Here is a 23,211-nt window from a genome sequence, read left to right as displayed (position 1 = left end):
AGCCGAAAGAAAAGCGAAACTCACATGTAATGACGAGCATTGATTAAAACTACTGTCCAATTTTCCCAAAATATAAAAGAAGGATTTTAAAATTTGGTTATCGACTTCAGGCTTGGAAAAATAAAATTTCATAGGAAATATTACAAATAGAGCAGTAGAAACTCCGATTAAAAAGGTTGCTCTTTTTATCAGTAATTTCAGACTGCTTTCGTTCTTTTCCAAAAATATAGTGACCAAGAAGAAAAACGGTGACGTCATATAAGGCAACATAAATATGGGCAAGAAAGGAATATTCCTTTCCCAGTCTATAAAATATGAAGGCACATTATCGACTGTATATGTATAAAATTCAGCTCCCTTTTAAAAAACGATAAAAAATATTGATATAAAAATTGTATATTTAATCTTTAGTTTCGATAGCTTATCCACTTACCGATTTTCTCCATCCATGATTCCAATATAATTAAAATCGTAAAAGTTCATCACACTATCATATATATCAGTGATATGGAATATGTCGCACTGTCTCTAATATTTTGTCGGATGGTTATTCCATCTATGGTTTCAGACGGCCTCGAAAGGTGGATTGTAAAAAAAGAGCAAAATTACAGATTAGGTATGATATTGAAGTGAATCTTTCAGTAGTCTCATGATTTATTGAACGGGAAGTCTGAAATGTCCGGTAATGGTGTAGCGGTAGAGGACATCGTCTTCACGGGTTCCCGAACCGATATTATGGATAATCAGTGGCCTGTCGCCGATTTTTCGATCGGAGACAATGCCGATATGGGGACGGTTGCCTTTTAGTTCCCAAGTTACAATATCGCCAGCTTGATAGTTTGTATCTTGAACGGCCCAGCCTTGACGCGTGAAATAAGTCATTAGGTTAGGGACACGGCGGTGGTCGATATTGGTATCAGGTTGTTTCAAACCCCAGCGTTTAGGATAGACGGAAAAGTTACGGCTCATGTCTTGATGAACAAGCTCTTGCAAATCTATATTTTGCTCACGCAATGCACGGATGACCACGTCTGTGCAAACGCCTTTTTCCATCGGCACATCGCCCATCGGATAAGTGAGCTTCGTGTAAGCCGGGTCGTAACGAAGGGTTTTACCAATTTGATTTCGTGCAGATTGGACAATTTGCGGAGATGGTTCTTCGGGTTCGGTAATCTCTTGTTGTAGGAAATCGGTATTAATACTTGGGATAGAGTTGTGATGACGGGCAAAAAATACAGCTGTTGTAATCAGAAGGATAGAAAGCACAATACTGATAACTATGGGCTTAAAGGCTGTTTTGTGTTTCATGATATATACACGGCTTAGATGTTGTTTGCATTATTATCAAATTTTTGGGTGGGTTGGCAATGCATAATGGAAAAATGGTCTTTAGCAAGTATGTATGGGTAAATAATAGATGAGTGTTATTTGGGTATTACTAAAACGTTTTTCGTAAATATAGATTTTAAATTGGTACATGATAAAAGGTCGTCTGAAACAGGTTTCAGACGACTTTTTATTGTAAAAATCTATAAATTTAATAGATAATAACTATTCTCATATTATCAAGCTAGAAAAGATAACCCGCTGATTAACTTGATATTTTATATGGTTAAATTATGTTAACTAAAACATACGCTATCCAAACCTGATTTCACAGTTGATTTAAATCATAATGTCTTGTGTCCAAATCTCTAAAATACCCGAAATCATACTGGATATTGATTTTCGAATAACAAACTACAAGAGTCGAGGAACGCAAAATGCCGAAAATCCCTGAGTTGGTTTGTCCTGCCGGTAATCTGCCTGCTTTGAAGACGGCGGTGGACAATGGCGCTGACACAGTTTATATGGGGCTGAAAGATGCGACGAATGCGCGCAATTTTCCGGGACTGAATTTCGATATGAAATCGGCGCAGGAAGGGGTAGCTTACGCCCATGCGCGCGGCCGCAATGTGTTGATGGCAATCAATACTTTTGCCCAGGCGGGGCAAATCGAGCGGTGGCATCGGGCTGTCGATACGGCGGTGCAACTGGGGGCGGACGCGATAATCGTTGCCGACCCTGCGATTATGGCTTATGCCGCCGAGCGTCATCCTAATTTGAGGCTGCACATGTCGGTGCAGGGTTCGGCGACCAATTACGAAGCCATCAACATGATGAAGGAACTGTTCGGCGTCCGCCGTGCCGTGTTGCCGCGCGTTTTAACGGTCGATCAGGTCAAGCATGTGATTGACAATACGGATGTGGAAATCGAAGTGTTCGGTTTCGGCAGTTTGTGTGTGATGGTAGAAGGGCGCTGCATTTTGTCGAGTTATGCGACGGGTGAATCGCCGAATATGCAAGGCGTGTGTTCGCCGGCGAAGGCCGTGCGCTGGGAGCAGCTGCCCGACCGCATGAACGTGCGGCTGAACCAAGTATTAATCGACCAGTACAAGCCGGACGAACCGGCAGGCTATCCGACCTTGTGTAAAGGCCGTTTCGAGGTGAACGACGAAACTTATTACGCACTGGAAGAGCCGACCAGTCTGAATGTTTTGGAAATGCTGCCCGAACTCATCAAAATCGGTGTATCCGCCATCAAAATCGAAGGCCGCCAGCGCAGCCCGATGTACACGGCGCAGGTTACCAAATCGCTGCGGCAGGCTTTGGACGCTGCCGCGGCCGATCCGGCTCATTTCAAAGTCAATCCGGTGTGGAACAACGCGCTGAGCAAGGTTTCGGAAGGTCATCAGACAACCTTGGGCGCATACAGCCGTCCGTGGAAATAAGGGGGAGGGAAAATGAATCCGATGAAACTATCGCTGGGGCCGGTCTTGTTTTTCTGGCAGAAGGAAGCCCTGCTGGAATTTTACACCGCCATGCTGGATGCGCCGGTGGACACCATTTATCTGGGCGAAGTGGTGTGTTCGCGCCGCCAGAAAATGCGTTTTGCCGACTGGGTCAGCCTGGCGGAAGATTTGGCGGAAAGCGGCAAAGAGATTATTTTGTCGTCGCAGGTGCTGCTGGAAAGCGAATCCGATTTGAAACGCCTGCGTAAAATCACGGGGCAGGACAAATTCAAAGTCGAAGCCAACGATATGGGCGCGGTCAAATTGGCGCGCGAACACGGTATTCCGTTTGTCGCCGGCGCCAGCCTGAACATTTACAATGAAAGTACGCTGGCATTGTTTCAGAAACTTGGCGCATACCGCTGGATTGCGCCGTCCGAGTTGAGCCGCGACAAAGTTGCTGAAATCATCAAGGCTTCAGACGACATCGAAACGGAATTGTTTGCTTGGGGCAAAATGCCTTTGGCGTACTCTTCACGCTGCTTTACCGCGCGACATTACAACCTGAACAAAGACGGCTGCGAATTCCGCTGCTTGGATTACGAGCAAGGCATGGACATGAACACCCGCGAGGGCAAGCCGTTTTTAACCATCAACGGCATCCAAACCATGTCTTACGGCTGCCAAAACCTGCTGCCGCACCATGAGGATTTGCGACAAATCGGTGTGAACATGCTGCGCCTGTCGCCGCAAATGCACGGCATGGCGGAAATCGTCCGTATCCACCGCGATGTATTGGACGGCAAAACCGCACTGGCGGATGCACTGCCCGAATTGGAAAGACTGACCACCGGCACGCTGGTGGACGGCTATTGGCACGGCCAGCCGGGTATCGAAGCCGTGAAGGAGGAATATTATGGCGTTGCCTGAAATCGTATTGCCCGCATGGGCGGGAAAAATCGGCGGAAAATTACCAGGCAGGCCACCGCGCTTCGCTTTGGTTTTTACCCTCAACACCATGCTCAAACGCGGATTGCTGCCCGCCGATATGAGCCTGTTTGACGGCCGAACTTTCGAAATTGACGTATTGGACGCAGGCATCAAGGTGCGTTTCACCGCCAATGCCGAAAAATTCATCGATGCGGATTTTTTGGGTACGCCCGATTTGCGCCTTGCCGCCAACGGCATCGACTTTATGCGCATGATGATGCGCGAGGAAGACCCGGATACTTTGTTTTTCAACCGCAAACTGCAAATCGAAGGCGATACCGAGCTTGGGCTGATTACCAAAAACCTGCTCGACAGCGTGGACTGGCCGTTCGGAGATTGGTTTTTGAAGCGGCAGATGTCCGACTGAATGCCGGTTCGTGCAAGAATAAAGCAAAGCATTCATCCATTAAGTTTATGATTTAAAAATAAAATATCCAATACCTTTTACAAAATTCCCAAATCCCTAAATTTCTACCAAGGTATTTAGGGATTTGGGAATTTGTGTTTGGATTTTGGCCACCGGGTAAAAAGGTATTTTGCAAAAGTCTCAATCCACAACAAAAAGGCCGTCTGAAAACCAAATTCCGGTTTTCAGACGGCCTCAATCATTTAAAACTTTCAACAAACTCTTATTTCAACGCTTCCAACAGCTTTCCGTGTATTCCGCCGAATCCGCCGTTGCTCATGATCAAAATATGGTCGCCTGCTTCGGCATTTTTCACAATTTCGGCAACAAAGGTATCGAAGTCTTTGCCGACGTGCAGCTTGCCGCCCAAAGGCGCGAGTGCCTCGGCAACGTCCCAGTCCACACCGCCGGCGTAGCAGAATACTTGGTCTGCATCGTTTAAGCTTGCGGGCAGGGCGGCTTTCATTGTGCCGAGTTTCATGGTGTTGGAACGCGGCTCGAGGACGGCGAGGATGCGGGCGTTTCCGACGCGCTGACGCAGGCCTTCGATGGTGGTTTCGATGGCGGTCGGATGGTGGGCGAAGTCGTCGTAAACGGTGATGCCATTCACCGTGCCTTTGATTTCCATACGGCGTTTGACGTTTTTAAACGCGCTCAAGGCTTCGCAGGCGGTCTGAATGTCGACTCCGGCATGACGTGCGGCGGAGATGACGGCAAGCGCGTTCATGCGGTTGTGTCCGCCCATCAAATCCCATGCGACGTGTCCGGCTTTTTTGCCGTCAAGCAACACGTCAAACGAGCCGTCGGCATTGACTTCGCCGACCTGCCAGCCGTGTTCGGTGCCGAATTTTTCCACCGGCGTCCAGCAGCCTTTGTCGAGCGTATCTTGCAGGCTTTGCTGCTGTCCGTTGCAGACGATTAAGCCTTCAGACGGCACGGTGCGTACGAGGTGGTGGAACTGGGTCTGTATCGCGCCCAAGTCGGCAAAGATGTCGGCGTGGTCGAATTCCAGATTGTTTAAAATGGCGGTACGCGGACGGTAATGTACGAATTTGGAGCGTTTGTCAAAAAAGGCAGTGTCGTATTCGTCGGCTTCGATAACGAAGAATGGGGATTTTGAATTAGGATCTTGGCGCGGCGTTTGCGGCAGGCGGGCGGAAACGCTGAAATTTTCCGGTACGCCGCCGATGAGGAAGCCCGGCGCGAGTCCGGCATATTCCAAGACCCATGCGAGCATGGACGCGGTGGTCGTTTTGCCGTGCGTCCCCGCCACGCCGAGTACCCAATGATGGTGCAGCACGTTTTCCGACAGCCATTGTGGGCCGGAAATATAAGGCAGGCCGCGGTTTAAAATCGCTTCAACCACATCCATGCCGCGTTTGGCAACATTGCCGATAACGTAAATATCGGCTTTAAATTCGTCTAATTGAGCGGCATCAAAACCTTCGTGTACGCCTATACCTAAGGCTTCAAGCTGGGTGCTCATCGGCGGATACATCTTCGCGTCGCAACCGCTGACTTTAAAACCTGCTTCTTTGGCAATAGCCGCTACGCCGCCCATAAATGTGCCGCCGATACCGATAATGTGGATGTGTTTCATGATAAGACCGTCTTGGGAATGAATTAATTTTAAAGCCGTCATTATAACGGAGTTTGGATAAAGGGGTCGTCTGAAAAATAAAGCGGCAATAAGAATAGGGGAGAGATAGGGAGGATTGAATCTTAATAGGGAATTTTTAGGTTATAGTTGCTACTGAAATATTTATACTTTGGGCGCTGTGTTGCCGATTGAAAAAGGTATGAAATGGCTGGGCGATATGACTGTAGTTCTGTCTTTGCTCATGCTGGTGTTTGTTTTCTTGGTTGACCCGACTCACTACTTCCTCAGCAACTTGGTTGTCTCTATCGGTAATATCCTTACTCAAACCGTTCACCATTCTTTCGAGCTGTACTTGTTCCACAACCGCGATTGGTCTAATGGCTTACTGGGTATGGTGGATTACTTGGGCACCATTTGTGGGCGTGTTCTTAGCGAAAATTTCCAAAGGCCGTACTTTGCGCGAATTCGTGCTGGCATCCATTATGGTACCAGTCGGCTTCCTCGTGATTTGGTTCTCCGTATTCTCCGGCTTCAGCCTGCTTGATACTGTTGAAGGTACTGGACGCTTGGCAGAAATTGTCAATAAAGGCGACTACGAAGGTACATTCTATTACCTGCTCAATATGCTGCCTCTGTCTTTCGCAACCAAACCGTTGACCGTTATCCTGTTCTTAGGTTTCGTGGTTCTGGTTTGTTTGTGAAAGTTGTCGGGTGCGACGTTCAAAATACACTGTTGCCATGGCAATCGCAGCGGTCATCAATGCCGTTGTGGTTAAGATAACAAGGGGCTGCGGCGGTAAAACGGCGGTCAGCCCTGCGCCGATAACGAATAAGGTCGTCTGAAAAATCCAAAGCCGTTGCGGTCGGCGGTGTTCGGGCTTGTTGTACGGCGTGTTGGCGGCAACCCCGAGATAAAACACGCCCAAACCGAGCCACAGCATTCGGACGGACTCAGCGGTAGCGGTGCTGTTTTGGTGCAGCCAAGCCAGTGCCACCGTTACCAAAGCGATGCCGATCAGTACGGCATAATGGCTGTACGAGGGCAATGCGCCCGAGTTTTGCGCTTTGTGTTCGTTGATAAAATAGGAAAACTGCATCACATAAACCGTAAACATCGCAAACAGAATCACAATCACGGGCAGTGCGCCGATTTCAAACTTCGCCACGTGGAAATAAGGGGCGATGTCGATCACGGTTTCGCCGAAAAAAATAATCACCAGCCCGTTTAGGCGTTCGAGTAGATGCGGAAAATTCACCGCAGGTTGCTTGTGGCTGACAAAGGTGGGCAAAATCCAACCCAAACCGAAACCGCCCAGCGCAACCCACTGTCTGATATGGGCGGGAAACAACAGCGAACCGAGCACCATCGCCGCCGTCAATCCGCGCAATCCCGCCACCAGCTTGATTCTGCGGCGTTGTTTGGGGGAAGCGTGGCGGGCAAGCTGCAACAGATATTGCAGGCAGACACTGCCGACCAGTAGCCCCAGCGCAAGATTAAACGGCACAAAATTCGCCAGCCAGTCGCTGCCCATCGCATTGGACAAAAACAGCAGCAAAAACATATCGGCAAACAAAAACAGCCGATCCCGCCAAGAGTTGTCGCCGAAGCGGTTGATGTAAATGCTCTGGTATGACCAAACGGTAAACAGAATCACCAGCGAAATCAGAAATGTGACGTAATCGGCTTCGTCGGCGTGGTGCACCAGCTCGGTGGTGCGGGACAAAGCATATACAAACACCAAATCATAAAACAGCTCGGGCAGCCCGACTTTTTTCTCTCCAACAGGCATAAGCCCTCCGGTTGTGATGAATAACTTATTGAAGAATAACAGTTTTTACCGACAAGTACCATTGACTGGGCGGCTTAAAAATAGCTCTCGTCAATGTCCATTTTGCCCAGTTTTTGGTTAATGGCGTGCAATTCGTCCGCAGTCAGGCGGATTCGCAGTGCGCCGAGGTTTTCCGCCAAGCGGTGTTTTTTGGTGGTGCCCGGAATCGGTACGATAAAGGGCTTTTGCGCCAGTTCCCACGCCAACACGATGTGCGCGGCGGTGGCGGATTTGGCGGCGGCGAGCTCGTGCAGCAAGTCCAACACAGGCTGGTTTTTCGTCATCACATCCGCCGAAAAACGCTTCATCGTGCGGCGGAAATCGCCTTCGGCGTATTGGGTCTGCGCGTTAAAACGGCCGCTTAAAAAGCCGTTCCCCAGCGGGCTGTATGCCACAAAGCCGATATGGTTGGCTTCGCAAAAAGCAAACAATGCTTTTTCGGGGGCGCGGAACACCATGGAATATTGGTTCTCCGTGGCGGTAATGGGCGTAACGGCGTGGGCGGCGACCATATACTCAATCGGCGTGTTGGACACGCCCCAATGATGGATTTTGCCTGCCTTAATCAATTCGCCCATTACTTCCGCTACCGCCTCGGCGGGTACATTCGGGTCAATGCGATGCTGGTAATACAGGTCGATGTAGTCGGTTTGCAGATTGCGTAAGGATTCGTCCACTTGCTTGCGGATGGATTCGGGGCGGCTGTCCAGCACATTCTCCACACTGCTGGCGGAATGAGTTTGCCCCACAATGCCGATCCAACCGTAGGCGACAACAGTACGGTAGTAAATTTTGCTTTTGCACCGACTTCAGTAGGCGGCTTGGGCATCAACTACACAATCACGCCGGAAGGCTGGTTGTATACGGTAAGCCATACTCAAGTGCAATAAGAGAAAGTCAACATATTCGTCAATGCTCTGAAAGTAGGCGGAAAAATCTGCTCGAATTTCTTAATGCTTGATAATGTGAGATTTTTGGTAGATTGAACCTAAGTCAATCATAGAAAACGGATACATAAAATGCTGCTTGTTTGATAAGCGGCATTTTTATTATCTATGGTTTCTATGTTTATTCAGGCTGGCAGTGATGGTTTGATGTCTTAGAAAAGTTGTGGCTGTAATTGTGAAAATAATGCCGTCTGAAAAATAAGTTCTGAGCAAACCACGCTACGACTTATTTTCAGACGGCATTTGTCTTCTGTATTTTACGATTTCTATTAAAGTGCTGCTTCTGAGCGTTCTCCGGTACGAATACGGATCGCTTCTTCAACGGGATAAATAAAGATTTTACCATCACCGATTTTGCCGGAATGCGCGGTTTCTAAAATGGCGTCCACAGCCTGATCGACTTTGTCGTCAGCCAATACCAATTCAATTTTTACTTTAGGCAGAAAATCGACTGCGTATTCCGCGCCGCGATAAATTTCCGTATGGCCTTTTTGACGGCCGAAGCCTTTGACTTCGCTGACGGTCATGCCGGTAATGCCGATTTCAGTCAGGATTTCGCGTACATCGTCGAGTTTGAAAGGTTTGATAATAGCTTCGATTTTTTTCATATTAAGTCTCCTTGTTTGCGAAAAGGCCGTCTGAAACATTCAGACGGCCTTTGTTCCATCAAGTTCGTTCAAATTTTATTTGAGTGAACTTATTTCTTTTTCTGAGCAGGCAGGTCGGTACATACGCCCAATGCCACTTCCGCAGCCATACCGATGGATTCGCCAAGGGTTGGGTGTGGGTGGATGGTTTTACCGATATCGGCTGCATCACAGCCCATTTCAATCGCCAAGCAGACTTCGCCGATCATATCGCCGCCGTTAGGACCAACGATACCGCCACCGATGATACGACCGGTTTCAGCATCAAAAATCAGCTTAGTGAAACCATTGTCGCAACCGTTGGCAATCGCACGGCCGGAAGCAGCCCATGGGAAGTTGGCTTTGGTGATTTTGCGGCCGGAAGCTTTGGCTGACAATTCGGTTTCGCCAACCCATGCCACTTCAGGAGAAGTGTAGGCAACGCCCGGAATAACGCGTGCGTCGAAGTAGGCTTTGTGGCCGGCACAGTTTTCAGCGGCAACGTGGCCTTCGTGAACGGCTTTGTGCGCCAGCATAGGCTGACCGACGATGTCGCCGATGGCGTAGATGTGCGGCACATTGGTACGCATTTGTTTATCGACTTCGATGAAGCCACGGTCAGTCACGGCAACACCGGCTTTTTCAGCGCTGATGAGTTTGCCGTTTGGTGCACGACCGGCAGCTACGAGTACGGCATCGTAACGTTGTGGCTCTTTAGGCGCATTTGCGCCTTCAAAAGTAACGTAAACGCCGTCTTCTTTAGGCTCAACAGCAACAGTTTTGGTGTTGATCATGATGTTGTCAAAACGGTATTCGTTTTGTTTTTGCCATACTTTAACCAAGTCGCGGTCTGCGCCTTGCATCAGGCCGTCCATCATTTCAACCACATCCAGGCGAGAACCCAGAGTGCTGTAAACCGTACCCATTTCGAGACCGATAATACCGCCGCCGATGATTAACAGTTTGCCCGGTACTTCTTTCAGAGCCAATGCACCGCTGGAATCGATGATGCGTGGATCTTCAGGAATGAAAGGCAGTTTGGTTACGCGGCTACCTGCTGCAATGATACAGTTTTTGAAGGCAACGATTTTTTTCTCGCCGGTAGGAGTCGCTTGCTCGTACACTTCGCTGGTCGTCAGAGAAACTTCCAAGTGGTGCGGATCTAAGAATTGGCCGTCGCCTTGGATAACGTCTACTTTACGGCCTTTGGCCATACCTGCCAAACCGGTGGTCAGACGGGAAACTACGCCGTCTTTGTAGGCACGAAGCATATCGATGTCGAGTTCTGGCTCTGGGTATTTGATACCGTTGGCAGCCAAGTGACGTACTTCATCGATAACGGCAGCATTGTGCAACAGGGCTTTGGAAGGGATACAGCCGACGTTCAAGCAAACACCGCCCAAAGTTTTGTAACGTTCAACGATGGCAACTTTCAAGCCTTCGTCAGCAGCGGCAAATGCAGCAGAATAACCGCCAGGGCCGCCACCCAATACGACTACGTCGTATTCGGCATCGGCAGAACCGCCGAATTGAGCAGCTTGAGGAGCAGGAGCGGCTGCTTTAGGGGCTTCTTGTGCAGGAGCAGCTGGTGCTTCGGCTTTAGGAGCGGCAGCCGCACCTTCGGCTTCAACGACAACAATCAAACCGCCTTCGGAGATTTTGTCGCCGACTTTAACTTTAACCTCTTTGACTACGCCTGCAACTTCGGCAGGTACGTCCATAGTCGCTTTATCGGTTTCCAAAGTAATCAGGGTATCGTCCACAGCAATGGTATCGCCCACATTTACTTCAACCGCAATAATATCTACATTTTCGTGACCGCCAATGTCGGGCACTTTCAATTCAACTAAGCTCATGTCTAATCTTTCTGAATGATGTTCGGACTTCTTTTTTCAGACGGCCTTTCTATTCAGGCCGTCTGAAAATGCTCGGATTACAGAGTAATGCGGCGGAAGTCTTTCAACAGGTTAGCCAGGAATACGGTGAAGCGCATACCGGCGGCACCGTCGATGACACGGTGGTCAAAGGACAGGCTCAACGGGCACATCAGGCGTGGAGCAAATTCTTTGCCGTTCCAAACCGGTTTGATTTGGGATTTGCACACGCCCAAGATAGCAACTTCAGGAGCATTCACAATTGGTGTGAAGCCTGTGCCGCCGATACCGCCCAAGCTGGAAATGGTAAAGCATGCGCCTTGCATTTCTTGTGGTTTGAGCTTGCCTTCGCGGGCTTTTTTAGACAATTCGGTCAGCTCTTGGCTGATTTGTTTCAAGCCTTTTTGATCCACGTCTTTGATGACTGGAACAACCAAGCCGTTTGGCGTGTCTGCTGCGAAACCGATATTGAAGTAGTTTTTCAGCACCAAGTTGTCGCCATCCAGAGAGGCGTTGAATTCAGGGAAGGCTTTCAGCGCAGCAACAGAGGCTTTGATGATGAACGCCAATGGGGACAGTTTCACGCCTTCGCGTTCCCATTCTTTGTTCAGTTGTTTGCGGAATTCTTCCAATTCGGTCATGTCCGCTTCTTCGTGTACGGTAACGTGAGGAATCACAACCCAGTTACGAGACAGGTTTTGACCGGAGATTTTCTTAATGCGAGACAATTCTTTAACTTCGACGCTGCCGAATTTAGAGAAGTCAACTTTAGGCCATGGCAACAAGTCCAGACCACCGCCCAAAGAAGCAGCGGCAGGTTTGCCTGCACCGCTTTGCATAACGGATTTAACAAAGGCTTTAACGTCTTCGCCCATGATACGGCCTTTCAGACCGGTACCTTTGACTTGGCCCAAATTTACGCCCAATTCGCGCGCCAGTTTGCGTGCGGAAGGACCTGCATGCGCTTTTGCAAATGCAGCTTCATCGATTTTGGCAGCAGCAGGAGCAGCAGGTGCAGCAGGTGCAGGCGCAGCTGCTGGTGCAGTAGGAGCAGGAGCGGCAGCTGGTGCAGGCGCAGCGGCTTGAGTGGCAGGAGCAGGGGCTGCTGCGGCAGAGCCGGCAGTTTCTACTTCAATAATGGCGGAGCCTTCGGATACTTTGTCGCCAACTTTCAGGAATACGGCTTTAACCACACCGGCTTCGGTACATGGTACGTCCATGGTGGCTTTGTCGGTTTCCAGAGTAATCAGGGTGTCGTCAACGGCAACAGTGTCGCCGACTTTAACTTCAACGGCAATAACGTCTACGTCAGAGTGGCCGCCGATATCAGGTACAACAACTTGTACGGTAGCGCCACCGGCAGGAGCAGCTGCAGGCGCAGCAGCTGGAGCAGCAGGAGCTTCTGCTGCAGGAGTCGGAGCGGCATCAGCAGCGGCAGCACCGGTTTCAACGGTCAGAATAACGCCGCCTTCAGAGATTTTATCGCCAACTTTCACTTTAACTTCTTTCACGACGCCGGCTGCATCAGCAGGTACATCCATAGTGGCTTTGTCGGTTTCCAACGTAATCAAGGTGTCGTCAACGGCGATGGTGTCGCCCGCTTTGACTTCTACGGCGATGATGTCGACGTTTTCATGACCGCCGATATCAGGGACTTTGATTTCTACGATACTCATTTGAGTTCCTTTAACATTTTCAGTTTGATGCCGTCTGAAAACTGTTTCTTACGGCATCGGTACAGTTTGTTCAAGCCATTCAAGCATTCGGTTTCCAGACGGCCTGATGTCTGAATAAAGCAAACAGGCCGTCTGAAACATCAATTAGCGTTTCCAGCTTGGAGCCACATCGGCATTAATGCCGTATTTTTCAATGGCTTGCTGAACGGTTTCTTTGCTGACTTTGCCTTGCTCTGCCAATGCGCTCAATGCTGCCACGGCAACGTTGTAGCGATCCACTTCGAAGAAGCGGCGCAGGTTGGCACGGCTGTCGGAACGGCCGAAACCATCGGTACCCAAGACATGGTAGTCGTTCGGGATGTACGCGCGGATACGGTCGGCATAGCTGCGGACATAGTCGGTAGCGGCGATAACCGGACCGTCATGACCTTGCAGTTGTGAGGTAACGAAAGGCACTTTTTCAGCTTCCAGCGGATGCAGGCGGTTGAAACGTTCTGCTTCGATGGCATCGCGGTGCAACAGGTTGAAGGACGGGCAAGACCAAATATCTGCTTCTACACCGAAGTCGGCTTTCAACAATTCGGCACCGGCGATGACTTCTTGCAGGATGGTACCGGAACCCATCAATTGGACTTTCTTGTCGCCTTTGCCACCGGCTTTCAGCAAGTACATACCTTTCAGGATGTCTTGTTCTACGCCTTCAGGCATGTCCGGATGAGTGTAGTTTTCATTCATCAGGGTGATGTAGTAGAACACGTCTTCGTGGTTAACATACATGCGGCGCAAGCCATCGTGTACGATAACGGCTACTTCATATTGGAATGTCGGATCGTAAGTTACACAGTTTGGGATCAAGTCTGCTTGAATGTGGCTGTGACCGTCTTCATGTTGCAAACCTTCACCGTTCAGTGTTGTACGGCCGGCTGTACCACCCAGCAGGAAGCCACGTGCATGCATATCGCCTGCTGCCCATGCCAAGTCGCCAACGCGTTGGAAACCGAACATAGAGTAGTAGATGTAGAAAGGAATCATCGCAAAGTTGTTGTTGGCGTAGCTGGTTGCAGCCGCGATCCAGTCAGCCATTGCGCCTGGCTCGTTAATACCTTCTTGCAAGATTTGACCGTCAACAGATTCTTTGTAGAACATCAGTTGGTCTTTATCTTGAGGGGTGTATTGTTGACCTTTAGGGTTCCAAATACCATATTGGCGGAACATACCTTCCATACCGAAAGTACGGCTTTCGTCAGGAACGATAGGTACAACGCGTTTGCCGATTTTTTTATCTTTCAGCAGAGTAGACAGGATGCGTACGAAAGCCATAGTGGTTGAGAATTCACGGTCACCGCTGGATTTCAGTTGGGCATCAAATGCTGACAGTTCAGGCACTTCCAGAACGTCTTGGGTAGGGTTGCGTTGAGGCAGGTAGCCACCCAAAGATTCACGGCGTGCGTGCAGGTATTTGTATTCTTCGCTGTCAGGAGCAAAAGTCAGGTAAGGCAGGTCGCCACTGTCGATTTGCTCGTCAGTTACCGGAATGTCAAAGCGGTCACGGAATTGTTTCAGAGACGCTTTGTCCATTTTTTTGGCTTGGTGGGCAACGTTTTGACCTTCGCCGGATGCACCCATACCGTAACCTTTAATGGTTTTTGCCAAGATTACAGTAGGTTTGCCGTTGGCGTGGTTCGCAGCGCGGTCGTAAGCGTTGTACACTTTTTGAGGATCATGGCCGCCGCGGTTCAATGCCCAAATTTCGTCATCGGTCATATCTGCGACCAATGCTTTCAGTTCAGGGGTATTGAAGAAGTGTTCGCGAACGTATGCGCCGTCTTTGGATTTATAAGTTTGGTAGTCACCATCCAAACATTCTTCCATGCGTTTGCGCAGGATGCCGTCTTTGTCTTTTGCCAAGAGGCGGTCCCAACGGCGACCCCAGATGACTTTCACAACATTCCAGCCGGCGCCGGCAAAGTTGCCTTCCAGCTCTTGAATGATTTTGCCGTTACCGCGTACTGGGCCGTCCAAACGTTGCAGGTTACAGTTGATAACGAATACCAAGTTGTCCAAGCCTTCGCGTGAAGCCAGAGCAATAGCACCTTGGCTTTCAGGTTCGTCCATTTCGCCGTCGCCACAGAATACCCATACTTTACGGCCTTTGGTTTTAGCCAGACCGCGAGATTCCAAGTATTTCAGGAAGCGTGCTTGGTAAATTGCCATCAATGGGCCAAGACCCATAGATACGGTTGGGAATTGCCAGAAGTCAGGCAACAGGTGAGGGTGAGGGTAAGAAGGCAGACCTTTGCCGTCAACTTCTTGACGGAAGTTGTTCAGCTGGTCTTCAGTCAGACGGCCTTCAACGAAAGCGCGTGCATAGATGCCAGGGGCTACGTGGCCTTGGAAGAATACCAAATCGCCTTCTTCGCCTTCGCCTTTAGCTTTCCAGAAGTGGTTGAAGCCGACTTCGTACATAGTGGCGGCTGATTGGAAAGATGCAATGTGTCCACCCAATTCCAAATCTTTTTTACCCGCGCGCAAAACGATAGCGGCAGCGTTCCAACGAACGAATGCACGGATGCGGTGTTCGATGTTTTGGTCGCCGGGGATGCCTTTTTCGTCTTCAACGGAAACAGTGTTCAAGTATGGAGTAGTGGTGCCGTGAGGCATACGGATGCCTTTGTCACGGCTGTATTTGACCAAACTTTCCAGCAGGTATTGGGCGCGCTCGCTGCCTTCATATTCTAAAACAGAGCTTAACGCGTCTAACCATTCTTTGGTTTCAATTGGGTCAACATCGTGTAATTGGGTGGACATAATATCTATCCTTGTGTTGAGTGTTTTTCAATGACGGAGTATTACTCCGATATTTTCGTTTGCGAACAAATGTGAGTTAAAAACGAAAATTCCTAGAGTCAAATTCGAAAAAGTTTTAATTACTGAAATATTTTCAATACGTTATAACCATTGATGAAAAATCAGAAAGAATTGAACTTTTTGCGAACCGGCTAACCTGCAAATGCTATCAGTAATTGGGCAAACTGGCAAATCATGCTGTAGATATTGATAGGATGTAGAGGTTGGAATTAGGATTTTTTAAAAGAGTTATAGAGTTTGTTTTAAATCGAGATATTGAGTGGATACAGTAAAAAGTATCAGGTGTTTGAGTAAATAGATTCGAATACGAAAAACATTTTTAAAATTTTGTTGTAAATTGAAAGTTTGGATTGGGTTTAGGGTTTGAAAGGGAAAATTTAGATTATCTGATTCTTTACAAAGAGAGTAGGCCGTCTGAAGACTTTAAAGAGATTAAGAGGGAATGGGATTTGAAGATAACGATTATTGAGGAAGGGTAAATGAAAAAAATGACATGTACAGGCTGTCTAGTTTAGCTCTGACATGCCATTTATGTAGGAAGTTAGAATTTCAGACGGCCTTTAATCGGCAGAGCCTTTTTGAGCGAATTGCTTCCATTGAGCCAAAAGCTCTTTGAGAACGTCTTGCTGTTCATGTCCATGTTGGATGGCTTCTTGCAGCCAGAAACAAGCATTATTGATGTCTTTTTCTACGCCCATACCGTGATAATACAGACAGGCAAGATTATATTGAGCCATCGTGTCTCTTTGTTTGGCTGCTGCTTCAAACCATTTTGCAGCTTGGGCATAGTCGACAGGTACACCTTGTCCACTGTAATACATCATGCCAAGATTGGTTTGGGATTTGCTGTGCCCACGTTCTGCGGATTGGTGGTATAGATCCAGTGCTTCAGCGTAATTCTGTTGGCGTTTTAAGCCATAGTGCGCTGCAAATGCCAGCTTGTATAGACGTTCAGCCTCCTGACGTTGGAGGGCGATTTCTTTCGTCAGCTCATAGTTTTGCTGGTTATTCAATGCGCTGTCAGACAGAAGTTTTTGGTAGGCGACAAGATTACCTAAATCAGCCGAGCGTTGATAATATTGACGTGCGGTGTCTGCATCAACTGCTTGTCCCAATCCGTAGCGATAGATATCACCTAAAAGGCGCAATCCTTCCGGATCATTTTGATCCGCAGCAAATTTAGCGTGCTGATAGGCCTTTTGAGGGTCTCGTTCGGTGTTTTTACCCAATAGATATATTTCGGCAAGTGCTACATGCGCATTACTGTCACCTTGTTCGGCAGCTTTTTCGAACCATTTCAATGCTTCAGCAGGATTTGATGCGGCTAAGAGTTCTCCAAGAGAAGTTTGCGCCGGAACAATGTCGTAATCGGCGGCAATACGCAAATGTTCGATGGCTTTTTCAGGGTTTTGTGCAACACCTTGCCCCAATTTGTATTGAAGGCCGAGTTGCCAGTGTGCCGCAATAAATCCCTGTGCAGCGGATTGCTGATAAAGTTTATGGGAATATTCCAAATCAGGAGAGCTGGAGTATTGGTAATGTTGGGCTAAGAAGTATTGTGCCTGAGGATTTTGTTGTTCGGCAGCTTTTAATGCCCATTTGACTGCTTCTTGGTCATTGCCATTGTCTGCGTATAAACGCATCAGGCGCAGTTGGGCAGGAGCCAATCCTTCTTCGGCAAGCTCTTGATAGGTTGCAATGAGCTTTTCTACTTCTATTCCATTATTTTCTTGTAACTGGAGAAGATTATAGCGGGCATATGGATGACCAGCTCTTGCAGCTTGTTTTAAATATTCAACTGCAATTACTAAATCTTGCTCATTTTCATGGTGTTCGATCAGGCATCCTGCCAGCTGAAATGCAGCCTCAATATGCCCGGCTTCTGCTGCTTCGTAGAGCAATGGAATGGCTCGTGCAAAGTCAGGTGGGTTTTGAGTGATTAATTTTTCTGCTAGCAGAAAAGATTCTTCATATTGTTGAGCATTCATCGGTTTGCTTTTATATTTTGTGAAGGATTAAGAATAAAATTATCGGCCGACAAGGTGCGGCCGTTATGATTTTGTAATTTTGAGGTTATTTACAAAAACAGACAACCGGATTTGTATTTTTATACTTAGAATAATGGAATAATTTGTTTTATGCTGCATAAATACAACAGAAGGGTGTGATAAAGTGGGTTGAGAAAATACTTCTGCTGTTTATTCAGTTTAAATTATTCATCGTCCGGTTTTTTACGCCACAAAACAAGTAATTTACCAATATGTTGCACCAGTTGGGCACCCAGTGTTTCACACAGGGCATCACAAATTTCAATACGTTCAGCACGATCATCGCCAAAAACACGGACTTTAATCAATTCGTGTGCTGTCAATGCGGCATCGGTTTCTTTGATGACCGAGTTGGTCAAGCCTTGTTGGCCAACCATAACGACAGGGTGGAGGTGGTGTGCTTGGGCTTTCAAGGCCAAAATTTCTTTGGTGCTTAATTTGTTGTCGCTCATATTAATAAGTATCCAATTAAAAAGAATAATGGCTATATTGTACGCGATTTAGAACATTTACGGGGGAAATAACGTACAATGCTGATTTTAACTTAAGCATTTCAAATCAAGATGGCTGTACGCTCAAAATCTTCAAAAGCATGGCTGCATGAGCACGTCAACGATCATTATGTCCATATGGCACAAAAGGACGGATATCGTGCCAGAGCGGCTTATAAATTATTGGAAATCAATCAGAAAGACAAATTAATCAAGCCAGGTACAGTTTTGGCGGATTTGGGCAGTGCGCCGGGAAGTTGGTCACAGGTTGCGGCCAAGCTGGTCGGTAAAACAGGGGCAGTGTTCGCTTTGGATATTTTGCCAATGGATGCTATTGAAGGTGTGTCGTTTATTCAGGGTGACTTTAGGGAAGATGCTGTTTTGGAGCAGTTTGAAGCCTTATTGGATAATCGTCCGTTAGACCTTGTAATCTGTGATATGGCACCCAATATGTCAGGCAATGCCGTAACCGACCAGGCACGCAGTTTTTATTTGTGTGAACTGGCTTTGGATTTTGCCTCCCAGCATTTGAAAACCGGAGGCAGTTTTTTGGTGAAGGTGTTTCAAGGCGCGGGTTATCAAGAGTATACGGCGGCTATGCGTGAAATTTTTGCCAGTGTACAAACCCGAAAGCCGGATGCTTCCCGCAATCGTTCCAGTGAGATTTACCTATTAGGTAAAAATAAACGCTGACAATGTAGGGTGGGTGCTTTAAAATTCTTTCCCTTGATTTTATTTATTTTGTAACCATGGAGCCTGTTCAGTGGGGAATACCATTAAAAACATATTAGTCTGGGTAGTGGGTGGTGCTATGCTTTTAGCAGCATTCAATGCGCTCAGCGATAAGCAGGAAGATAAACAGCAAATCGAATATTCTCAATTTATTCAGCAAGTTAATAGTGGCGAAGTATCCAATGTCAATATTGAAGGATCTGTTGTCAGCGGCTATCTGATTAAAGGTGAGCGCACCGATAAAACTGCCTTCTATACCAATGCGCCTTTGGATGACAACTTGGTTAAAACACTGTTGGACAACAAAGTACGCGTCAAAGTGACTCCGGAAGAAAAACCAAGCATGCTGGCCAGTCTGTTTTACAGCCTGCTGCCTGTTTTGTTGTTGATCGGTGCATGGTTCTACTTCATGCGCATGCAAAGCGGCGGTGGCGGTAAAGGCAGTGCATTCTCTTTTGGTAAAAGCCGTGCACGTTTGTTGGACAAAGATTCCAATAAAGTTACTTTTGCCGATGTTGCAGGTTGTGATGAGGCAAAAGAAGAAGTACAAGAAATCGTAGATTACCTGAAATCGCCTAATCGTTATCAAAGTCTGGGCGGTCGAGTACCTCGCGGTATTTTGTTGGCCGGTAGCCCTGGTACGGGTAAAACATTGCTGGCCAAAGCGATTGCTGGTGAGGCCGGTGTGCCATTCTTCAGTATTTCAGGTTCTGACTTCGTAGAAATGTTTGTCGGTGTCGGTGCGAGCCGTGTCCGCGATATGTTCGAGCAGGCTAAGAAAAATGCGCCATGTATCATCTTTATTGATGAAATTGATGCTGTCGGCCGTCAGCGTGGTGCCGGTTTGGGCGGTGGCAATGATGAGCGTGAGCAAACATTGAACCAATTGTTGGTTGAAATGGATGGTTTTGAAAGCAACCAAACCGTTATTGTGATCGCAGCAACCAACCGTCCTGATGTACTTGACCCTGCGTTGCAGCGTCCGGGCCGTTTTGATCGCCAAGTCGTTGTTCCATTGCCTGATATCCGTGGCCGTGAGCAAATCTTGAAAGTACACGCTAAAAAAGTACCTTTGGATGCATCCGTAGATTTGACTTCTTTAGCACGCGGTACACCTGGTTTTTCAGGTGCGGATTTGGCAAACTTGGTCAATGAAGCAGCTTTGTTTGCTGGTCGTCGCAATAAAGTGAAAGTCGATCAAAGCGACTTTGAAGATGCAAAAGACAAAATCTACATGGGTCCGGAGCGTCGCAGCATGGTGATGCACGAAGATGAAAAACGTGCGACAGCCTATCATGAGGCCGGCCATGCAATCGTAGCGGAAAGCCTGCCGTTTACCGATCCGGTTCACAAAGTAACCATTATGCCTCGTGGCCGCGCATTGGGTTTGACTTGGCAACTGCCTGAGCGTGACCGTATCAGCATGTACAAAGACCAAATGTTGAGCCAGCTCTCAATCTTGTTTGGTGGCCGTATTGCTGAAGATATTTTTGTCGGCCGTATTTCTACCGGCGCATCTAACGACTTTGAGCGTGCAACTCAAATGGCACGCGAGATGGTAACGCGTTATGGTATGAGCGACAAAATGGGGGTGATGGTTTATGCTGAGAACGAAGGTGAGGTATTCTTGGGTCGCAGCGTAACCCGTTCTCAAAATATTTCCGAGAAAACCCAACAAGATATCGATGCGGAAATCCGCCGTATTTTGGATGAGCAATACCAAGTGGCTTACAAAATCTTGGATGAAAATCGTGATAAGATGGAAACCATGTGCAAGGCACTGATGGATTGGGAAACCATAGATCGAGACCAAGTTTTGGAAATTATGGCCGGTAAACAACCTAGCCCGCCTAAAGATTACAGCCACAATGTCCGTGATGACAAAGTAGAAGAGCCTGAAGTGCCTGTTGCTGAAGCTGTTGAACCTGTTGAGCAAAATGAGGTTCAGAATACTGAGTCAGTAGAAGCAGACAAAACAGATAAATCTGTATAAGGCTTGAAACAGAAAACGGTAGCTTTTAAGTTACCGTTTTTATTTTGAAGATAATCTAAAGGCCGTCTGAAAAGTTTCAGACGGCCTGATTTTATTGAGTCAATTACAAAACAGCCAAAGCAGCTTCGTAGTCAGGCTCGTTTGCAATTTCAGAGACCAACTCAGCGTGGAGAACTTGGTTTTGCTCGTTCAAAACCACCACTGCACGGGCAGTCAGGCCGCGTAATGGGCTTTCTGTCAGTGTAACACCGTAATCGTTAGAAAAGCTGCTGCGGAATGTAGAAAGTGTCACTACATTTTCCAAACCTTCTGCACCGCAGAAACGGGCTTGTGCAAACGGTAAATCGGCAGAAATGCACAAAACGACGGTATTATCCAAAGAAGAGGCACGTTTGTTGAAAGTGCGGACGGACTGGGCGCATACGCCGGTGTCAATACTAGGGAAAATATTCAGCACTTTGCGTTTGCCTGCAAAGTCAGCCAATGATTTCTCAGATAGGTCTGCCGCTACCAATGTGAAATCAGGTGCAACCTGGCCGATGGCAGGCAAATTGCCGTTTGTAGAAATAGGAGAGCCTTGGAAAGTAACTTGGGCCATGATTCAGTCCTTGTGTCAGAGGAAAATAGGATAGTCAGGGGGTTAGTAATGACGGCGGCGGAAATAGAACATGCCTTCGCTGTCAATTTCTAAAATATAGCGGCCGTTTTGTACAGCGGCATAACCGCTTTTACCTTCGGTATAAGGTTGCAAAGCAGCATGTGATATCAGATAGTCAGTTAGTTTGCTGCCGTCTTGGGCAATATTATCCACCATTTTTGCAAAGGTAGTGTGGCAGACTCCGTTGGCTGACCAGCCGGCTGAAACGCCTTTTTCATTTTTTTCCATGCATTGGCCGCTGATGACTTCTAAGTCGGTAGGGTGCTTACCAATCAGATTGATAACACCGCCCTCTATGCCGTTAATCGGATAGGTGCGTTGCTTCTTACCTTCTTTCGTTTCGCCGTCTTGAGCTGTACCTAAATCCAAACCGGCTATGGCTTGTTCATCGATATATTTAACTTTGAAGGTAGGCTTGGGCGCTTTGCCTGAAGCAGCATCATTGGCGGCAGTATCTTCAGATTTACCGCCGCAGGCAGCCAATGAAAGGCTGAGCAAGATAAGGGGGAAGGTTTTTTTCATATGAGAAACCCTAGAAAACGATTATATTTCAAATGATAAACGATATTATGGCCGTCTGAAATATTCAGATGGCCTTACTATTATTATTTCAACGGACGAATACCTACTGCATCGCGTACTTTGTCCAACAATTCGCGTGCTTCTTTACGCGCTTTTTGTGCACCGGCCTGCAAAATGTCTTCAATTTGAGATGGTTTGGCTGTCAATTCATTGTAACGCTCGCGCGGTTCTGCGAGCTCGGCATTGATTTTTGCACCCAAGAGTTTTTTAGCCTCACCCCAAGCAAGGCCTTCGGCCAGCATTTGCGTGAACTCGGCAGTTTCAGACGGCGTGGAGAAGGCTTTGTAGATTTCAAACAGAGGACTTTCATCAGGCTGTTTCGGCTCGCCGGGTTCTTTCATATTGGTGATGATTTTGTTGACCGATTTTTGGGTTTTCTTGTCGTTTTCCCAAAGCGGAATGGTATTGCCGTAGGACTTGGACATTTTGCGTCCGTCTAAGCCGACCAAGAGTTCGACATTTTCGTCGATTTTTACTTCTGGCAGGGTGAAGAGTTCTTGGAAGCGGTGATTAAAGCGACCGGCAATATCGCGTGCCATTTCAACGTGTTGGATTTGGTCGCGACCGACTGGAACCTCATGGGCATTGAACATGAGAATATCGGCAGTCATGAGGATAGGGTAGCTGTACAGGCCCATTTCCACGCCATGATCCGGATCTTCCTGACCGTTTTCAGTATTTGCCTGTACTGCGGCTTTGTAAGCGTGGGCGCGGTTCATCAGGCCTTTTGCGGTGATACAGGTCAGAATCCAGTTTAGCTCCATCACTTCGGGAATGTCGCTTTGACGGTAGAAAGTGGTCTGTTCCGGATTAAGTCCGCAGGCGAGCCATGTGGCGGCAACAGCTTGAGTAGATTGATGAATCATTTCCGGCTCATGACATTTGATGATGCCGTGATAGTCGGCCAAAAAGAGGAATGATTCGGTATTAGAATCTTGCGCTGCGCGGATAGCCGGGCGGATGGCACCGACATAGTTGCCCAAGTGTGGAATACCTGTTGTGGTAACGCCTGTTAAAACTCGTTTTTTGCTCATGAAAGTATCCTTCGGCCCAAAGGCCGTCTGAAAATAAATATGGTGCCGATTATACCTGATTATTCTTGATTTTTCAGACGGCCTTT

Annotated in this window: 20 protein-coding genes and 1 pseudogene; 8 read left to right on the top strand and 13 right to left on the bottom strand. The window is 47.7% G+C overall.

Annotated features, from left to right (window positions below; all coding sequences use genetic code 11):
• Positions 1 to 654: 654 nt before the first annotated feature.
• Positions 655 to 1,308 (bottom strand): DUF1287 domain-containing protein, encoded by a 654-nt coding sequence (locus tag O3660_RS00490; RefSeq protein WP_003683582.1) that lies wholly within the window; start codon positions 1,306 to 1,308, stop codon positions 655 to 657.
• 455 nt (positions 1,309 to 1,763) lie between these two features.
• Here O3660_RS00490 and O3660_RS00485 point away from each other — a divergent pair, with 455 nt between their 5' ends.
• The 3 genes from O3660_RS00485 to O3660_RS00475 are packed head-to-tail and all read left to right on the top strand — an operon-like array spanning position 1,764 to position 4,128.
• Positions 1,764 to 2,771: a peptidase U32 family protein gene (locus O3660_RS00485; RefSeq protein ID WP_040564456.1), complete on the top strand. Its 1,008-nt coding sequence runs from the start codon at positions 1,764 to 1,766 to the stop codon at positions 2,769 to 2,771.
• 12 nt (positions 2,772 to 2,783) lie between these two features.
• On the top strand, positions 2,784 to 3,701 hold the full coding sequence (locus O3660_RS00480) for a U32 family peptidase (protein ID WP_049352306.1): 918 nt from the start codon (positions 2,784 to 2,786) through the stop codon (positions 3,699 to 3,701).
• On the top strand, positions 3,688 to 4,128 hold the full coding sequence (locus tag O3660_RS00475) for an SCP2 domain-containing protein (protein ID WP_049352304.1): 441 nt from the start codon (positions 3,688 to 3,690) through the stop codon (positions 4,126 to 4,128). Before O3660_RS00480 ends, O3660_RS00475 begins: the two co-directional genes overlap by 14 nt.
• Before the next feature lie 262 nt (positions 4,129 to 4,390).
• Here O3660_RS00475 and mpl read toward each other — a convergent pair whose 3' ends face one another.
• The gene (gene mpl / locus O3660_RS00470; protein ID WP_049352301.1) at positions 4,391 to 5,767 is read right to left on the bottom strand and encodes a UDP-N-acetylmuramate:L-alanyl-gamma-D-glutamyl-meso-diaminopimelate ligase; all 1,377 of its coding nucleotides are present in this window, start codon (positions 5,765 to 5,767) and stop codon (positions 4,391 to 4,393) included.
• Between the two features lie 199 nt (positions 5,768 to 5,966).
• Between mpl and O3660_RS00465 the strand changes: the two are divergent.
• Together O3660_RS00465 and O3660_RS00460 are read left to right on the top strand one after the other, a co-directional pair.
• Positions 5,967 to 6,086, top strand: a pseudogene (locus O3660_RS00465) (hypothetical protein); the annotation flags it as partial.
• 58 nt (positions 6,087 to 6,144) lie between these two features.
• Entirely contained in the window at positions 6,145 to 6,468 is a 324-nt protein-coding gene (locus O3660_RS00460; RefSeq protein WP_049352299.1) for a BCCT family transporter, read from the top strand.
• Here the strand turns inward: O3660_RS00460 and O3660_RS00455 are convergent.
• On the bottom strand, positions 6,439 to 7,557 hold the full coding sequence (locus O3660_RS00455; RefSeq protein WP_049352298.1) for a low temperature requirement protein A: 1,119 nt from the start codon (positions 7,555 to 7,557) through the stop codon (positions 6,439 to 6,441). The two genes, O3660_RS00460 and O3660_RS00455, sit on opposite strands and share 30 nt — an antisense overlap.
• A gap of 74 nt (positions 7,558 to 7,631) precedes the next feature.
• Positions 7,632 to 8,345: an aldo/keto reductase gene (locus O3660_RS00450; protein ID WP_318250477.1), complete on the bottom strand. Its 714-nt coding sequence runs from the start codon at positions 8,343 to 8,345 to the stop codon at positions 7,632 to 7,634.
• On the opposite strand from O3660_RS00450, the gene O3660_RS00445 reads away from it, so the two are divergent.
• Positions 8,331 to 8,486 carry a hypothetical protein gene (locus O3660_RS00445; RefSeq protein WP_318250476.1) on the top strand — a complete coding sequence of 52 codons (156 nt, stop codon included), beginning with the start codon at positions 8,331 to 8,333 and terminating at the stop codon, positions 8,484 to 8,486. The genes O3660_RS00450 and O3660_RS00445 overlap by 15 nt on opposite strands.
• A gap of 326 nt (positions 8,487 to 8,812) precedes the next feature.
• On the opposite strand, the gene O3660_RS00440 is transcribed toward O3660_RS00445, so the two are convergent.
• The 6 genes from O3660_RS00440 to yhbY all read right to left on the bottom strand — a co-directional run bounded on the left by O3660_RS00440 (position 8,813) and on the right by yhbY (position 18,087).
• Positions 8,813 to 9,151: a P-II family nitrogen regulator gene (locus O3660_RS00440; RefSeq protein ID WP_003683576.1), complete on the bottom strand. Its 339-nt coding sequence runs from the start codon at positions 9,149 to 9,151 to the stop codon at positions 8,813 to 8,815.
• Between the two features lie 89 nt (positions 9,152 to 9,240).
• A complete protein-coding gene (gene lpdA, locus O3660_RS00435; RefSeq protein WP_049352295.1) occupies positions 9,241 to 11,025 on the bottom strand; it encodes a dihydrolipoyl dehydrogenase in 1,785 nt (594 codons plus the stop codon).
• 77 nt (positions 11,026 to 11,102) lie between these two features.
• Positions 11,103 to 12,719, bottom strand: coding sequence for a dihydrolipoyllysine-residue acetyltransferase (gene aceF / locus O3660_RS00430; RefSeq protein WP_049352293.1), 1,617 nt, complete (start codon positions 12,717 to 12,719; stop codon positions 11,103 to 11,105).
• A 144-nt stretch (positions 12,720 to 12,863) separates the two neighbouring features.
• Positions 12,864 to 15,527 (bottom strand): pyruvate dehydrogenase (acetyl-transferring), homodimeric type, encoded by a 2,664-nt coding sequence (gene aceE / locus O3660_RS00425; protein ID WP_049352289.1) that lies wholly within the window; start codon positions 15,525 to 15,527, stop codon positions 12,864 to 12,866.
• A 620-nt stretch (positions 15,528 to 16,147) separates the two neighbouring features.
• Positions 16,148 to 17,575, bottom strand: a complete 1,428-nt coding sequence (locus tag O3660_RS00420) for a tetratricopeptide repeat protein (RefSeq protein WP_049352288.1) — start codon at positions 17,573 to 17,575, stop codon at positions 16,148 to 16,150.
• Between the two features lie 224 nt (positions 17,576 to 17,799).
• Entirely contained in the window at positions 17,800 to 18,087 is a 288-nt protein-coding gene (gene yhbY, locus O3660_RS00415; RefSeq protein WP_049352285.1) for a ribosome assembly RNA-binding protein YhbY, read from the bottom strand.
• Between the two features lie 111 nt (positions 18,088 to 18,198).
• Here yhbY and O3660_RS00410 point away from each other — a divergent pair, with 111 nt between their 5' ends.
• Both O3660_RS00410 and ftsH read left to right on the top strand, forming a co-directional pair.
• On the top strand, positions 18,199 to 18,819 hold the full coding sequence (locus O3660_RS00410; RefSeq protein ID WP_004520613.1) for an RlmE family RNA methyltransferase: 621 nt from the start codon (positions 18,199 to 18,201) through the stop codon (positions 18,817 to 18,819).
• Between the two features lie 70 nt (positions 18,820 to 18,889).
• Positions 18,890 to 20,851: an ATP-dependent zinc metalloprotease FtsH gene (gene ftsH / locus O3660_RS00405; RefSeq protein WP_049352283.1), complete on the top strand. Its 1,962-nt coding sequence runs from the start codon at positions 18,890 to 18,892 to the stop codon at positions 20,849 to 20,851.
• 103 nt (positions 20,852 to 20,954) lie between these two features.
• On the opposite strand, the gene tpx is transcribed toward ftsH, so the two are convergent.
• From tpx to trpS, 3 genes are all read right to left on the bottom strand, one after another.
• Entirely contained in the window at positions 20,955 to 21,449 is a 495-nt protein-coding gene (gene tpx / locus O3660_RS00400) for a thiol peroxidase (protein ID WP_003679194.1), read from the bottom strand.
• 42 nt (positions 21,450 to 21,491) lie between these two features.
• Positions 21,492 to 22,031: a hypothetical protein gene (locus O3660_RS00395; protein ID WP_049352280.1), complete on the bottom strand. Its 540-nt coding sequence runs from the start codon at positions 22,029 to 22,031 to the stop codon at positions 21,492 to 21,494.
• Between the two features lie 83 nt (positions 22,032 to 22,114).
• The gene (gene trpS / locus O3660_RS00390) at positions 22,115 to 23,125 is read right to left on the bottom strand and encodes a tryptophan--tRNA ligase (RefSeq protein ID WP_004520609.1); all 1,011 of its coding nucleotides are present in this window, start codon (positions 23,123 to 23,125) and stop codon (positions 22,115 to 22,117) included.
• Positions 23,126 to 23,211 lie beyond the last annotated feature (86 nt).

Origin of the sequence: Neisseria sp. 27098_8_139 (assembly GCF_041433195.1) — a bacterium.
GTDB classification, from domain to species: Bacteria; Pseudomonadota; Gammaproteobacteria; order Burkholderiales; family Neisseriaceae; genus Neisseria; species Neisseria subflava.
Note: the sequence above shows the minus strand (reverse complement) of the source record. Positions and strands in the feature narration are given on the sequence as shown.

What these genes read in the sequence shown, in the direction of transcription:
- O3660_RS00490 (WP_003683582.1), bottom strand. Translation starts at nt 1,308, where the DNA reads ATGAAACACAAAACAGCCTTTAAGCCCATAGTTATCAGTATTGTGCTT.
- O3660_RS00485 (WP_040564456.1), top strand. Translation starts at nt 1,764, where the DNA reads ATGCCGAAAATCCCTGAGTTGGTTTGTCCTGCCGGTAATCTGCCTGCT.
- O3660_RS00480 (WP_049352306.1), top strand. Translation starts at nt 2,784, where the DNA reads ATGAATCCGATGAAACTATCGCTGGGGCCGGTCTTGTTTTTCTGGCAG.
- O3660_RS00475 (WP_049352304.1), top strand. Translation starts at nt 3,688, where the DNA reads ATGGCGTTGCCTGAAATCGTATTGCCCGCATGGGCGGGAAAAATCGGC.
- mpl (WP_049352301.1), bottom strand. Translation starts at nt 5,767, where the DNA reads ATGAAACACATCCACATTATCGGTATCGGCGGCACATTTATGGGCGGC.
- O3660_RS00460 (WP_049352299.1), top strand. Translation starts at nt 6,145, where the DNA reads ATGGCTTACTGGGTATGGTGGATTACTTGGGCACCATTTGTGGGCGTG.
- O3660_RS00455 (WP_049352298.1), bottom strand. Translation starts at nt 7,557, where the DNA reads ATGCCTGTTGGAGAGAAAAAAGTCGGGCTGCCCGAGCTGTTTTATGAT.
- O3660_RS00445 (WP_318250476.1), top strand. Translation starts at nt 8,331, where the DNA reads ATGAGTTTGCCCCACAATGCCGATCCAACCGTAGGCGACAACAGTACG.
- O3660_RS00440 (WP_003683576.1), bottom strand. Translation starts at nt 9,151, where the DNA reads ATGAAAAAAATCGAAGCTATTATCAAACCTTTCAAACTCGACGATGTA.
- lpdA (WP_049352295.1), bottom strand. Translation starts at nt 11,025, where the DNA reads ATGAGCTTAGTTGAATTGAAAGTGCCCGACATTGGCGGTCACGAAAAT.
- aceF (WP_049352293.1), bottom strand. Translation starts at nt 12,719, where the DNA reads ATGAGTATCGTAGAAATCAAAGTCCCTGATATCGGCGGTCATGAAAAC.
- aceE (WP_049352289.1), bottom strand. Translation starts at nt 15,527, where the DNA reads ATGTCCACCCAATTACACGATGTTGACCCAATTGAAACCAAAGAATGG.
- O3660_RS00420 (WP_049352288.1), bottom strand. Translation starts at nt 17,575, where the DNA reads ATGAATGCTCAACAATATGAAGAATCTTTTCTGCTAGCAGAAAAATTA.
- yhbY (WP_049352285.1), bottom strand. Translation starts at nt 18,087, where the DNA reads ATGAGCGACAACAAATTAAGCACCAAAGAAATTTTGGCCTTGAAAGCC.
- O3660_RS00410 (WP_004520613.1), top strand. Translation starts at nt 18,199, where the DNA reads ATGGCTGTACGCTCAAAATCTTCAAAAGCATGGCTGCATGAGCACGTC.
- tpx (WP_003679194.1), bottom strand. Translation starts at nt 21,449, where the DNA reads ATGGCCCAAGTTACTTTCCAAGGCTCTCCTATTTCTACAAACGGCAAT.
- O3660_RS00395 (WP_049352280.1), bottom strand. Translation starts at nt 22,031, where the DNA reads ATGAAAAAAACCTTCCCCCTTATCTTGCTCAGCCTTTCATTGGCTGCC.
- trpS (WP_004520609.1), bottom strand. Translation starts at nt 23,125, where the DNA reads ATGAGCAAAAAACGAGTTTTAACAGGCGTTACCACAACAGGTATTCCA.